This window comes from Arthrobacter sp. B055-34 (assembly GCF_059090425.1).
This window is the reverse complement of the sequence record NZ_JBNHFQ010000002.1, coordinates 387,704-399,875: the sequence shown is the minus strand read 5'-3', so window position 1 is coordinate 399,875 and position 12,172 is coordinate 387,704. Positions and strand designations below refer to the sequence as shown.

Here is a 12,172-nt window from a genome sequence, read left to right as displayed (position 1 = left end):
AGTTTTTCTTAACTGTTGGAGATGGCCTTGTTGACCTCGGCGGGAGTCTCGTAGTCCTTCTCCGGGAGGCCACGCAGTGCCTCGAGGACGGCGTTGTCGGCGCCCGAGTTCTCCGCGTGCTTGACCAGGTCGGCGGCCGAGGCGGGATAGTCGACGCCGCCAAGGGCCTTCTGGATGTCGATGGGGCTGGGGTTGTCTGCCATGCGGTTTCCTCCTGAAGGGGAAGGTGGACGGGGTACCAATCCAACGTACGTTCCCTTCCCGTGAAGGGGAATAGCCCGGCGGACATCCGTGACGCAGTACCGAAGCGTAGTACCTTCGACTCTTGTGAATGCACTTGATTTGGTCCAGGCAGCGGTCATCGGGCTGGGGACGGGGCTGGCGCTGATTATCGCCATCGGGGCGCAGAACGCGTTTGTGCTGCGGCAGGGTATCCGCGGCGAGCATGTCGCCGTCGTCGTTGTCATCTGCGCGCTGTCCGACGCTTTGCTCATCGCCGCCGGCATCCTGGGCATCGGTGCGCTGATCGAGGCCGCGCCGGTGGTGGTCGATGTCATCCGTTATGCCGGTGCCGCGTTCCTGATCGGCTACGGCCTGATTGCGGCGAAGCGCGCCATCCGGCCGGGTTCGCTCACCGCGGGCGAGCAGCAGGGTCCGCTCAGCACCAAGGCCGCCGTGGCCACCGTGCTGGCCCTGACCTGGCTGAACCCGCACGTGTACCTGGACACCGTGCTGCTGCTGGGCTCGGTGGCCAACAGCCAGGCACCGGATGCGCGTTGGTGGTTCGGCGGCGGCGCGATGCTAGGCAGCATTCTCTGGTTCAGTGCGCTCGGTTTCGGGGCCCGGTTGCTGCGGCGGTTCTTCGCTAAGCCGTCCTCCTGGCGGATCCTGGACGGAGCGATCGCCGTGGTCATGTTCGCACTCGGCATCCGGATGGCGATCGGCGCCTAGAAAACCGCCGCCAGGTCTTCGCAAGCTGCCGCGGCGCTGGCAAGCTGGAAGCATGGCGCAGCTGGACGGGACACAGCAGGACACGGCCCAAAGGGACCTTTCCGGGCTCGAACTGGTGGAAATAACGACGGCGACCTGGCCTGTTTTCGAGGAACTCTTCGGCCCCGGCGGCGTTCAGGGCGGGTGCTGGTGCTCCTGGTTCCGGCTGTCCTCGCGCGACTATTCATCCTCCAGCAGCATCGAGCGGCGGGACTATGTGCACGCGAGGGTGGAGGCCGGCGAGCCGTTCGGCTTGGTTGCAAGGCTCGACGGCGAACCGCTGGGTTGGGTGTCCGTGGCACCGCGGCAGTGCCACACCAGGCTGGAGCGTTCCGTCGTCGCCCGGCTGGCGGAGGGCGAGGATCCGGCAAGCCTGTGGACGGTGGCCTGCTTCTACATCAAGCGGGACGCCCGCGGAATCGGGCTGTCCCACCGGCTGCTGGACGCGGCCGTCGCGCATGCGGCAAGCCGCGGAGCCAGAGCAGTCGAGGGATACCCGGTGGATACCGCTGGCGGAAAGACGCCGGCCCAGGACCTGTACTACGGCACCCTGGAGGTGTTTCTGGGAGCGGGGTTCCAGCTGGTGGAGCGCCGCGGCAAGCGGCGTGAACTGGTGCGGAAAGCGCTCGCCGACTGAAGCCCCGCCGGATGCTAGTCCTCGCCCCCGGTTTCAACGCCCGGCAGGAACTCTTCGGGCAGCTCCGGAACCAGGACGATCACCAGGTCCTGGATCTTCCAGTCCAGATCCACGCAGTCCTCGCGCAGCTGCTCCAGGTCTTCCGCCGTCGGCGTACTGCCTTCGCGGGGGACAACAAAAGACTCCACATGGAACACATGGCCTTCATCGCGGATCCGGCTTTTGGCCTCGCCCACCCACCCGGTGTTGCCCAGAAAGTCGTCGATCCGGCCGAGCAGCGGGTGCGGGCCGGCGTTGTCGTAAGTCCGGGCCCGGGCGTCCATGAGGTCGCTGACCGCACCGCGCAGGTTTTTGACGCCGTCGTTGGCAATGCTGGCCGAAATCACCAGCGCGGCCACGGAGTCAGCCCACCACCAGCCGATGCCGATCCCCGCCACACCTACGGCGGCGGCGACAGCGGTCATCCAGTCGGCCTTGTTCATGTCCGCGTCCGCGTAGAGCACCTTGTCATGCAGCTTCTCGGCCAGCTTCATCTTGGCGCGGCCGATAAAGACCGGCGGCGCCGCGATCAGGAGCATGATGCCGATCATGAGCCAGCCCAGCCAGATGGTCCGGCCGAACAGTTCCACGCCGCCGATAGTCGGATGCTCCGCGGTGATCAGTCCCAGCGCCGAGTCCACCAGCAGATAGGTGCCCATGACCAACAGGGCCACGGCAGCCACTAAGTGGGCTATTCCGATGGCGCGGTGGTAGCCGTAGGGGTGCTGCTCCGTGGGCGGCTTGCGGATGACACGGGCTGCCACGAGGAACGCGATGGGCGGCAGGAAGGAGAGCATGTCCTCGATCCAGGCCGCCTTCATGGCCTGCGAGTTTCCGAGCACCAGGTACACCAGCGCCACCGTGACAGCCAGGAACGCGATGGTGATCCACTCGAGTTTCTTGGCCTTGCGCAGGGTCTCGCGCTGCTCCTCCGGCAACCGGGTGTTGCCGAAGTGTACGGCCTGCGTGCTGTTCCCGGCGCTCATGGCTGCAACTCCTGGGCCAGCAGGTACTTATCCAGGGCGAGCAGGAAAGCGTTTTCGCCCATCGGCGTGAGCATGACGTGCTTGACCGTCTTGCCGCGTTCGTCTTTGGTTTCCATGTACGGCCGTGTCGTGCCCGCGTGCTTGGTCCAGGGCGTGTCCGCGCCGAAACCACCGATCACCAGGTCCAGCTCGCCGTGTTCCAGATCGTCCACCAGCTCGTGCTCCGTGCCCCCGGTCCATTCAACGGTGGCCTCACGGGTGGCGGCGAAACCACGCACCAGATCCGGCTCGATCCCGGCCGGCTCCACGCCCGGCTGCAGCCGAACCCAGTTGCCTTCCTCCCCAGCAGCGGCGGTGACTCCTACCTGAATCGTCCCGCCGGTAACTTCCTGCAGGGTCCCGTTCGGGTCGGCCGGCATGGACATCCCGCAGGCGGCCAGCAGGGGAGCAACGGCGAGCATCACTGCCCATCGGATCCTTGGCGTCGGCAAGGCAATCACCTCCAGGGTCGTGGCGTTCTGCTCCTGCTTCGGACTCTAGCAAGCCAAAGCCGCGCAGGGGTCCAACAGCTAATGCCGGCCGTATTTGGCGTCCCGGTAGCAGACCACGGTCACGGTGATGGACAGGGCAATGGAGATGATGCCCAGCGGATTGCACAACGCGATCGACAGGCCCAACGCGGACTCGCCGGCCAGAGCCGTCAGGACCGAGCCGCCGTTCTCGCCGAAATCAGGCACGGTGAAGCCGAACCCAAAGACCACCAGATAAGTGGTCAGCAGCAGCGCGGATGTCTTCAGCGGCGCGCCGAAGGGCCGCACCCTGACGGCGTTCGCCACGGTCTTGACCCCCGCGAACAGCAGCAGGAGCAGCAGCACCGGCCCGAGCGTGAACGCCAGGATCGACACCATCGGCCCGGAGATCCCGAACAGCACCCGCCCGGCAACCACCCACACGGGAACCAGGATGGCCATCGGGATGCAGATCACCGCCATCAGCGCCTGGAAAGGATTGGGACGGCGTACGACGGCGGGGCGGGACAAAGCTTCTGAACTCACCTTATTGACTATATGGTGAGACGGCGGTCGTTAGTCTGGTCAGGTTCGGTGGAATGGAAGTGGGCAGGACCAGTGTCCAACTGGCTCGACCCCACGACATCGTCCATGTCCCTCAGCACAGGACGCGGCGCGGGACTGGCAGATATATGCTTTCTCCATGAATGAGGAGAGCGGGCAGGGCCAAACGGTATCCCTGCGGGTGACGATCGAGGTGAACATTATCGACGCCGACGCCCTCCGGGACAGCGCGATCTCGCGTGCTTCCGACACCCAGGAAGTCGAGTATGCGATCAGCGATCCGATGAACGCGCTCATCATCGCCTCGGATCCGATCCAGGCGGCGGACGTCCTCGCCGGGGTGGAGGGAGTGGAGCCGCGTGCCTTCCGAGTCTCCGCGGAAACGGGCAATCCTGCCGACGATGACGAGATCCATGCTGCCGACACCGCCATCGTGATCGACGGCGAGTTTGCCGACCGCCGGCCTGCCGACGTTCCCGATGCTCCGGTCACCGAACAGGATTTCATCGATCTTTCCGCCCAGGTGGAGGGGCTGAGCCCGGACATGCTCGGCTATAACGACGAACTTGAGGACCAGGGGGAGCGCCGTCGTTCGCTGCGGCAGGCGAAACTGGTGGCCGGCCTGCTGTGGCACGCCTCCGTGGTCATGATGGACGAGCTGTTCTCGGACATAGAGTTGCTGCGCAGCAGGGGAACGCCGACTGCGGCCGACGTGGACGAAACGTTCGTCATTTCGGGCCTGCCGCCGCGCTTCGCGCACCGCTACACTGCACTGTTCGCCCAACGGTTCCTCACGGTCGCCGTCGACCTGACCACCAGGATCGCAGGCCGCTGGCAGCCGCCGTCGTGCGTTGCACAGGAGCTTGCGCTGCGCTGCCTGCTGAACGAGGCGCAGGTGCTGGCCGAGGAGGCCGGCCTGGAGCTGGACGAAGACTGGCGGGAAACCGTGGAAGAGTTCCTGCTTGAGGACACGGATGCGGAACTGCTCTACAACGAGGCGCTGGATGGGTTCGACGACTACCTCGACAGCATCGGCACCGGCGTGGCCTCGATGAAGTTCGAGAACTGGTTCGAGCCGTTCAACAACGCCCGCCACGTGCCGCCCTACGCCCTAAGCGACTAGCCGGCCCCCGTCGTCGTTATTGGTGTTTCTGCTGTCCGCCGCGGACAGGCGGGCAGTGGGCTCGGCTAATTTAGGTATTCGGCCGAGACGAGGATGGGCAGGTGGTCCGATTCGCCGCGGGGGAGCGTTTCCACGCTCTCGATATTCAGGCCAAGCGACGTGGCGAAATCGAAGTGGCCTTGGAAGACCTTGTAGCGCGTGTAGGTCCGGCGGTTGCTGAGCGTGAGTTCGTAGCCGGTTTCCTTGAGGTGGGAGATGAGGTTTTTCGTGAAGAAGGGGTAGTTGAAGTCGCCCACCATCAGCGTCATCCCTTCGCCGCCCATGGTGAGTAGTTCTGCGTGGCCGGCCTTGATCTGGTGGCGCCGCAGTGAATTCGTCGCTGTCAGCGGCGCGGCATGGAACGAGCCGACCACCAGCTCATGCTGCGTCTCGTTATCGACCAGCCGCACGCCGAGCAACCGCTCGTGGGCGGGGGAGAGGATGTAGTCATGCAGGGACTTCTTCAGTGCGAAGGTATTCGTTTCCAGGGCGGTGAAGCGGTCCTTGTGGTAGTACATCGCCAACCCCAGCCGATTTCCCTTGGTGGAATCCGCCAGATGCAGCGGTCCCAGCGTTTGCGGCAGGTCCGTGGTATCGCACTCCTGCAGGCAGAGGACATTGACGTCGAAGTCCTGGGTCAGCTTCAAGAGTTCATGGCTCGCACTGTGCTTTCGGAGGTTGTAGCTGATGACTCTGAGCACGGGATCACCCCTTCCATTGGCCGTACGAGGAAAGCTGCCCTAATAGTACCCACAGCAATATGGAGGAACGCCGCAAATGCCCGATTCTGCCCTCAGCGGAGTGGCTGGCGCTGGTCGGGGTCAGCTGGCGGGGCACCGTCACGGATCTCCAACGGCGGCTCCGCGGGGCCTTGGTCCAGCCGGAACGGCGGATACTCGTCGCGCATCAGCGCCGTATAAGCGAGGACGCGGTAAATCCACCGGTTGATGCCCATGATCAGGTCAAACAGCGTGCGGCGGTACCTGCCGGTGAAGAGCAGGATGACGCCGGCAATCAGGACCAGCAGGCCCAGCAGCGAGGGGCCTGCGGCGCGGGCGTAATTGCCTTCCCAGCCGCCGTCGGCGGCCCACCAAGTCAGCGCCGAGCTCGTGAAGGCCGAGACGATCAGCAGGTGCGGAATGGCCAGCAGCCACCATTTGACCAGCACCAGACCGTTGCTCAGGCGTTCCGGATAGGCTACGTCGAAATCCGCCGGGTAGCTGGCCGGCGCCAAGGTGAACGGCGGGTAGCGGTCGGTGCCTAGGGCGGAGTAGGCGTAGAAGGCCACGCGCCAGTTCCAGCGCGCCACGCCGACATTGAAGTGGAACAGGGACCGCGGATAGCGGCCCGTGAAAAGGATGGCGAAGCCGGCGGCGATGGTGGTGACCACAAACGCGAACCACAGGAAAAAGAGCAGGAAATAGTGCGGCACGGCCAGCAGCCACTTCACCAGCCACAGCCAGCGCGAGAGCCGTGGGTCCAGCGCGGCGTACAGGGCGGCGGGATAAACCGGGCGTCCAGCCGCAGGAGAACCTGCGTACGACGGCGTGTGCTCACCTGCCGCGCGCCGGTCCGCCGGGTTGTCGCCGGACAAGGCGGAGGGCCGCGACGCCAAGGCCCGCCCGATTCCCGCTGCGCCGAGGACCAGCAGAGGCAGGCCGATGATCAGCAGGACCAGTCCGGTGATGAGCAGGCCCATGGTGAGCGGGCCCAGAAAGCCCGGCCTGACGCCGGCCTGCACGTCCACCGAGACGGGCTGGCTGGCATCCGCGTTCATGACCACCACGCTCCAGCTGCCGGACTGCAGGTCCCAGCTGATCCGCTGCTCGCCCGGGCCGGATGCCGAGACCGCCCAGAAGTCCTGCTCGGCGGGAGGCTGCGGCTCGGAGGTCCCCGGCAGCTCCCGGTAGTCCGCGTCGAAGGGGCGGAACTCGACGTCCGCGAGCTGCGAGTGGGGCACACCGGCCAGATAATTATCGACGGCGTCCACTGAGGCGATCCCGATGAAAACGTCCTGTCCGGGTTGGGCGGCCCGCGCCTCGAGCCGGAAGCCGAACGCGTCGCCCAGCTGCACGCCGGGCGGCAGCTCCTCGTTGATGACCACATCCAGCGGCTGGCTGGTCAGGGCATAGGAGTCGGTATCTAGCCGGATCGGCTGGGAGGTGAGGTAGCCGTCGTCGTCCTGCGCAGCTTGGACCAGGCCGGTGAAAGCCGCCGTAGAGACCAGCGCCAGGCCGGCCAGGGACAGCAGGATCCCAAGGACCAGTAACACCACGTGACCGGGCTTCATGGCGGCCACCTCCTTCTAAATTCTGTGGCCGATGCGTCGTTTCCGTTACCCCGTTCGGAAATCTCTTTGCGAGCAGTGTGGCCCTGTACTGCCGTGGGCACAAGGGCTGTCAGTACCTGTTATCGCTGGCCGCCGCCAGTCACGGCCCCTGGCTCACTGCTGACCTTTCGATAGTGTCTGGTTATGGATGGCGGCACCTTGATGAATTTCGCGTGGGTCCTCTTCTTTGTGCTGCTCGGCGGGGTGTTCGCCGGCACGGAAATGGCGCTCGTGTCGCTCCGGGAGAGCCAGGTGCGGCAGATCGAGCGTTCCGGCAAGTCCGGTGCCAAAATAGCTGGGCTCGCCCGCAACCCCAACCGGTTCCTCTCCGCCGTGCAGATCGGCGTGACGCTTTCGGGCTTCTTCTCGGCGGCCTACCTGTCCCTCGTACTCGGCGAGCTGGTGCCCAAACGCCTCGCGATGCAGCGCGCCGTGGGATTCACCAAGATCATGGCACTGCCGCTGAACCTGTTCAGCAAGGTCATGCGCCCGGTGATCTGGCTGCTGTCTGTGTCCACCAATGCCTTGGTACGGCTCCTGGGCGGTAATCCGTCCGCGAAGTCGGACACCATCACCACTGAGGAACTCTGGGACATGGTGGCGCAGAACGAGGCTCTGGGTGAGGACAGCCGCATTATCCTGAACGACGTTTTCGGCGCGGGGGAGCGGCTGCTGCAGGAGGTGATGCGCCCGCGTCCGGAGGTCCGCTTCATCGAGGGCCGGCTGACCTTGGACGAGGCGCGCCGCTACACCCGGAACCTGCCGTACTCCCGCTACCTGGTGATCGGCAGGACCTCCGACGAGGTGCTCGGATTCATCCACATCCGCGACCTCATCCCGGAACCGGGCGAAGCGGCCGGCACCACGGTCGGCGAGATGGTGCGCGAAATCCTGCCGCTGCCGGGCACCAACCGGGTGCTGCTTACGCTCTCACGGATGCGCAAGGAGGGCCATCACATCGCCCTCGTGGTGGACGAATACGGTGGCACGGACGGGATTGTCACGCTTGAGGACCTGGTGGAGGAACTGGTCGGCGAGATCTACGACGAGTACGACGCCGGGGTGGACCCGGAGGACCGCGTGCGGCAGGCTGGCGCCATTGATGTGGATGGCGGCCTGATTCTGCAGGAGTTCAAGTCGCTGGCCGGCATCGATCTCCCGGAGGGGCGCTATGAAACGGTGGCCGGCTTCATCATTGACCGGCTGGGCCGCATGCCCCGCACCGACGACCAGGTCGAGGTGGCCGGACATCTGTTGACCGTGCTCTCCATGGAGGGGCTGCGGATCGGGCGCGTCCGGGTTACCGAAGTGCCGCAGGAAAACAATGACGGCGGCAGCAGCGGCTAGGCATCATGCTCCCGCGCGGGTTTTCCGCCAGAGCCACGCCTGCCCCGTCTGATCGTCCGGGACAGTGCCTTGGCATGCGAAGCCGGCTTTCGTCAGGACAGCCCCGGAAGCGTTGGCGCGCGGAAGCGTGCGGGCTTCGACCACCGCCACTTCCACGGTGTTGAAGGCGCGGTCGACGAGCTGACGGACGGCAGCGGTGGCATATCCCTGCCCGCGGAAGCCGGGCGCGATCTCGTAGCCGATCTCGACTGTCCCATCCTTGGGCGGGCCCTTGTACCCGCCGGATCCAATCAGGACGCCCAGCTCAGGATCCAGAAAGTAGTACATCCACCACTCGGCCTGGCCGGGCTGCTTAAGGAGTACCTCGAGCGTGAACTCAATTACCCAGGGGTATTCGGGCCACCCGGCCGGAATGCTGACTCCCAACCCAGCAGCCAGAGAGTCAGGGCCACCGAGCAGGAAGGCTCGCAGATCTTCCGGAGTGGCTGCTCTCAGCTGCATCTGCTTGGCTCACCGCCCTTTCAGCAGCAGTCCATCTATGAATCTCCGCCTTAGCATAGCCGGGCAAGTTTAGGCCGCACCACGGGGCTTCCGGCTTGGGATACGTCGCATCCGAGGCATTTGAAGTGCCCCGGAAACCAACGACGGCGACAGCGGCCGACACCGAAACGGCGCCACTTTTGGAGCAGCACGCCGAGGTTAACTTTGGATGATATGTCCTCTTTGGAGGCAACATGGGGTTGCTTCCGCACGGTGAAACGATAAAGTCAATCCGGGGGCGCCGCAGTTAGCAGCGCCCTTTGGTCTGTCCGCAGGCCTTGTCAGTGATTCGCACTCTCCCCATCACGAATCGAGCATCAGATATGAAGAAAATAGTCTCAGCAGTGGCCCTGTCCGCTGCGCTTACCCTGTCAGCCGGCACCGCGGCCTACGCCGCGGATGCCCAGTACCCCGCCCCTGAGCTTTCCGTTGTCGTTTCGGCCGGCAGCGTCCAGGCCGGCGAGGAATTCACCGTTTCCGGCACAGGTCTCGAGGCCAACGAAGAGGCCACCATCACCGTGGCCCAGAACCAGTCCACCAAAAACTTCCGCGGATTCACGAAGATCACCTCGGCCAATGCCGCGGGCGAGTTCTCGGACGAAATTTCGATCGACAAGCCGGGCCGCCACTGGATCTCCGTGGAGGGCGATGAAAGCGGCGAAGTCGGCACCGCTTCGGTTGTCGTCACCGGACCGCCGGCCAATGGGCAGGCCGGGCCCAAGGAGGACAAGGAGCCCAAGGAGCTGAAGGCAGACCGTTCCGCGGCCACCACGTCGGTTTCCCCAGCAGCATGGGGCGCAGCAGGACTTGGCCTGCTGGTCACGGCGGGCGCAGCAGGCGCCTTCATGGTCAAGCGCCGCCAGAGCTAAGGCTTGAGCTGGCCGCGAAGGCCTCACGGCAGCCGGGTGGCAGCGTCCAAGTGGCGCTGCTGCCCGGCTGCCGGCCTTTTATCAGAGCAGGAACGCCGGGTCGATCAGGTCCAGGCGCGGATCCAGCGGATAATTGCCGTCTTTATGCCGCCACTGAGCAGGCACGCCGATGGCTACAGAGTTGGCGGGGATATCCGTTACGACGACGGCGTTGGCGCCGATCGCTGAATCGTCGCCAATCGTCACGGGGCCCAGGATACGGCAGCCGGAGCCCAGCATCACGCGGTTGCCGACGGTCGGATGCCGCTTGGTCTTATCCAACGCCCGGCCACCCAGGGTGACACCTTGGTACATCATTACGTCGTCGCCGATCACGGCGGTTTCGCCGATGACAATTTTCGTGCCGTGGTCGATGAACACACGCCGGCCCAAGATGGCGGCGGGATGGATTTCGATCCCGGTGAGGAACCGGGCGAACTGGGACAGCAGCCGCGCGCCGGTGCGCAGGGGCGGCCGGTTCCACATGGCGTGGGCAATGCGATGGGCCCAGACGGCGTGCACCCCGGAGTAGGCGAAGCCGACTTCCAGATCCGAGTTCGCGGCCGGGTCCTGCGCGCGCGCGGCCTTGAGGTCCTCACGCAGCAGTGCCAGCAGGCTGTTCCTGGCCACGGTCAATCAACTCCTTGTAGCGGTTATGGTTCCCTTCGCGGCAACCCGGGCCCGGATCAGTGTATTCCCCGCGGCACCCGCAGATTTTTCGTAGCACGTGTTGGGGGTGTTTGTCGGGCTCTACCCAGCCGGGCCCAAAATTTTTTCCAGAGAGGTTTCCGGGCCCCCTCGACGAGCAGAATTCGTTCGTATTTTTGTTGTCCCGCGCGTACTGCCGCCGTCGATAATTTCGAGGCGGGGCCGGCGTCGTACTCTTTGGGTGTTTCTGCAGGTGAGACGGTACATCAAGCGCTTTCAGCAACATTGGAAACTAGCCGAAAATGTCCTCGCCGTGAGCCGGTCGGAATGGTCCTCCTGCTGCCTCCGGCGCAGCGAGCAAAACGGCGAGCGGCACACGCACGACACGCGGCGCGACACGCGGAACGATTCATCACGATTTTGCATCGTTGATAACGGTCCGGTAACGTGGCGGCTTGTGCGGGGATGCAACCCGCTCAGGGGAGCCGGATCCTAACCGGCAGACTTACTGAAAATCGAATATGCTCGGCGCTGCCCAACACCAAATGCCGTCAACATGGCAGACGTCGGTAATGACCTCGATCTAACGAGTGGTTGACGGCGGCGTGATGAAGTCCGGGGACGGATGGAGCGAAGGTGGCCCTGCGGAGCATCGTGAACTCAAATAAGAACAAGAACTTCAGCCGTGCCCTGCGCGGAGGCCTTGCGGCAGTAGCCCTCACCGGTGCCGGTGTAGCCATGGTCGGAACGCCGGCCAACGCTGCCGACACCGCCACCTGGGACGCCCTGGCCGAATGCGAAAGCGGCGGCGACTGGAGCATCAACACCGGCAACGGCTTCTCGGGCGGACTGCAGTTCACCCCCAGCACTTGGGCAGCATTCGGCGGCAGCGGTAGCCCGCAGAACGCCAGTAAGGCTGAGCAGATCGCCGTAGCCGAGAAGGTCCAGGCCACCCAGGGCTGGGGCGCCTGGCCCGCATGCTCGGCCAAGCTCGGCCTGAGCGGCGGCGGCGGAGCACCGGCACCGGCACCTGCCGAGGCGCCGGTCCAGGAAGCACCTGCCGAGTACAACGTGGCACAGGCCCCCGTTGAGGCTCCGGTCCAGGAAGCCCCCGTCGAGCAGGCCCCGGTCCAGCAGGCCCCGGTTGCCGAGGCACCGGCCGCTCAGGCTCCGGCCCAGGCCCAGGTTGCCGTCAGCGGCGAGACCTACTCCGTCCAGGCTGGCGATACCCTCAACACCATTGCCACCGAGCTTGGCATCGAGGGCGGCTGGCAGGCACTGCACGCAGCCAACGCTGACACCGTCGGCAATCCGAACCTGATCTTCGTTGACCAGGTTCTGCAGCTGCCGGCCAACTAAGGCCCAGCTGACCTAAAACCAACTGCGTTTTGCCGCGCAGTTACCCAAGAAAGCCCCGCGTTTCCCCCCAACTGCGCGGGGCTTTCTGCTGCCCTGGGGCCGAAGTGGCGTCGGTCTCACCGGAAGCTGTTTTGGAACAGGACTGCCCGTCCGC

Annotated in this window: 14 protein-coding genes; 6 read left to right on the top strand and 8 right to left on the bottom strand. The window is 65.0% G+C overall.

From position 1 onward, the window contains the following. Positions 1-8: 8 nt before the first annotated feature. A complete protein-coding gene (locus AC5RWO_RS05055) occupies positions 9-203 on the bottom strand; it encodes a DUF2795 domain-containing protein (RefSeq protein WP_169995456.1) in 195 nt (64 codons plus the stop codon). Positions 204-327: 124 nt separating this feature from the next. Between AC5RWO_RS05055 and AC5RWO_RS05050 the strand changes: the two genes are divergently transcribed. Together AC5RWO_RS05050 and AC5RWO_RS05045 are read left to right on the top strand one after the other, a co-directional pair. After that, a complete protein-coding gene (locus AC5RWO_RS05050) occupies positions 328-951 on the top strand; it encodes a LysE/ArgO family amino acid transporter (RefSeq protein ID WP_498729853.1) in 624 nt (207 codons plus the stop codon). A gap of 52 nt (positions 952-1,003) precedes the next feature. Then, positions 1,004-1,627 (top strand): GNAT family N-acetyltransferase, encoded by a 624-nt coding sequence (locus AC5RWO_RS05045; RefSeq protein WP_498729850.1) that lies wholly within the window; start codon positions 1,004-1,006, stop codon positions 1,625-1,627. 14 nt (positions 1,628-1,641) lie between these two features. Here AC5RWO_RS05045 and AC5RWO_RS05040 read toward each other — a convergent pair whose 3' ends face one another. The 3 genes from AC5RWO_RS05040 to AC5RWO_RS05030 form a co-directional block, all read right to left on the bottom strand. Beyond that, entirely contained in the window at positions 1,642-2,652 is a 1,011-nt protein-coding gene (locus AC5RWO_RS05040) for a cation diffusion facilitator family transporter (RefSeq protein WP_498729848.1), read from the bottom strand. After that, the gene (locus AC5RWO_RS05035) at positions 2,649-3,113 is read right to left on the bottom strand and encodes an ABC transporter substrate-binding protein (protein ID WP_498730099.1); all 465 of its coding nucleotides are present in this window, start codon (positions 3,111-3,113) and stop codon (positions 2,649-2,651) included. Before AC5RWO_RS05035 ends, AC5RWO_RS05040 begins: the two co-directional genes overlap by 4 nt. A 108-nt stretch (positions 3,114-3,221) precedes the next feature. After that, a complete protein-coding gene (locus AC5RWO_RS05030; protein WP_498729847.1) occupies positions 3,222-3,707 on the bottom strand; it encodes a hypothetical protein in 486 nt (161 codons plus the stop codon). Between the two features lie 157 nt (positions 3,708-3,864). Here AC5RWO_RS05030 and AC5RWO_RS05025 point away from each other — a divergent pair, with 157 nt between their 5' ends. After that, entirely contained in the window at positions 3,865-4,848 is a 984-nt protein-coding gene (locus AC5RWO_RS05025) for a hypothetical protein (RefSeq protein WP_498729845.1), read from the top strand. Positions 4,849-4,913: 65 nt separating this feature from the next. On the opposite strand, the gene AC5RWO_RS05020 is transcribed toward AC5RWO_RS05025, so the two are convergent. Beyond that, complete coding sequence (locus AC5RWO_RS05020; protein ID WP_498729843.1) at positions 4,914-5,588, bottom strand: endonuclease/exonuclease/phosphatase family protein; 675 nt, start codon at positions 5,586-5,588, stop codon at positions 4,914-4,916. Positions 5,589-5,680: 92 nt separating this feature from the next. Then, positions 5,681-7,177: a DUF4389 domain-containing protein gene (locus AC5RWO_RS05015; protein ID WP_498729842.1), complete on the bottom strand. Its 1,497-nt coding sequence runs from the start codon at positions 7,175-7,177 to the stop codon at positions 5,681-5,683. A gap of 183 nt (positions 7,178-7,360) precedes the next feature. Between AC5RWO_RS05015 and AC5RWO_RS05010 the strand changes: the two genes are divergently transcribed. After that, positions 7,361-8,563, top strand: coding sequence for a hemolysin family protein (locus AC5RWO_RS05010; protein ID WP_498729840.1), 1,203 nt, complete (start codon positions 7,361-7,363; stop codon positions 8,561-8,563). A 3-nt stretch (positions 8,564-8,566) separates the two neighbouring features. On the opposite strand, the gene AC5RWO_RS05005 is transcribed toward AC5RWO_RS05010, so the two are convergent. After that, a complete protein-coding gene (locus AC5RWO_RS05005) occupies positions 8,567-9,064 on the bottom strand; it encodes a GNAT family N-acetyltransferase (RefSeq protein WP_498729838.1) in 498 nt (165 codons plus the stop codon). A gap of 362 nt (positions 9,065-9,426) precedes the next feature. On the opposite strand from AC5RWO_RS05005, the gene AC5RWO_RS05000 reads away from it, so the two are divergent. After that, complete coding sequence (locus AC5RWO_RS05000; protein ID WP_498729836.1) at positions 9,427-9,972, top strand: hypothetical protein; 546 nt, start codon at positions 9,427-9,429, stop codon at positions 9,970-9,972. An 81-nt stretch (positions 9,973-10,053) separates the two neighbouring features. Here the strand turns inward: AC5RWO_RS05000 and epsC are convergent, their stop codons facing one another. Continuing rightward, the gene (gene epsC / locus AC5RWO_RS04995) at positions 10,054-10,641 is read right to left on the bottom strand and encodes a serine O-acetyltransferase EpsC (RefSeq protein ID WP_498729835.1); all 588 of its coding nucleotides are present in this window, start codon (positions 10,639-10,641) and stop codon (positions 10,054-10,056) included. Between the two features lie 672 nt (positions 10,642-11,313). Between epsC and AC5RWO_RS04990 the strand changes: the two genes are divergently transcribed. Continuing rightward, complete coding sequence (locus tag AC5RWO_RS04990) at positions 11,314-12,018, top strand: transglycosylase family protein (RefSeq protein ID WP_498729833.1); 705 nt, start codon at positions 11,314-11,316, stop codon at positions 12,016-12,018. Positions 12,019-12,172: the final 154 nt, after the last annotated feature.

Bases quoted from the DNA above. Each gene is read 5' to 3' on its own strand.
- AC5RWO_RS05000 (WP_498729836.1), top strand. From the start codon at position 9,427: ATGAAGAAAATAGTCTCAGCAGTGGCCCTGTCCGCTGCGCTTACCCTG.
- AC5RWO_RS05045 (WP_498729850.1), top strand. From the start codon at position 1,004: ATGGCGCAGCTGGACGGGACACAGCAGGACACGGCCCAAAGGGACCTT.
- AC5RWO_RS05055 (WP_169995456.1), bottom strand. From the start codon at position 203: ATGGCAGACAACCCCAGCCCCATCGACATCCAGAAGGCCCTTGGCGGC.
- AC5RWO_RS05010 (WP_498729840.1), top strand. From the start codon at position 7,361: ATGGATGGCGGCACCTTGATGAATTTCGCGTGGGTCCTCTTCTTTGTG.
- AC5RWO_RS05015 (WP_498729842.1), bottom strand. From the start codon at position 7,177: ATGAAGCCCGGTCACGTGGTGTTACTGGTCCTTGGGATCCTGCTGTCC.
- AC5RWO_RS05025 (WP_498729845.1), top strand. From the start codon at position 3,865: ATGAATGAGGAGAGCGGGCAGGGCCAAACGGTATCCCTGCGGGTGACG.
- AC5RWO_RS05005 (WP_498729838.1), bottom strand. From the start codon at position 9,064: ATGCAGCTGAGAGCAGCCACTCCGGAAGATCTGCGAGCCTTCCTGCTC.
- AC5RWO_RS05035 (WP_498730099.1), bottom strand. From the start codon at position 3,113: ATGCTCGCCGTTGCTCCCCTGCTGGCCGCCTGCGGGATGTCCATGCCG.
- AC5RWO_RS05040 (WP_498729848.1), bottom strand. From the start codon at position 2,652: ATGAGCGCCGGGAACAGCACGCAGGCCGTACACTTCGGCAACACCCGG.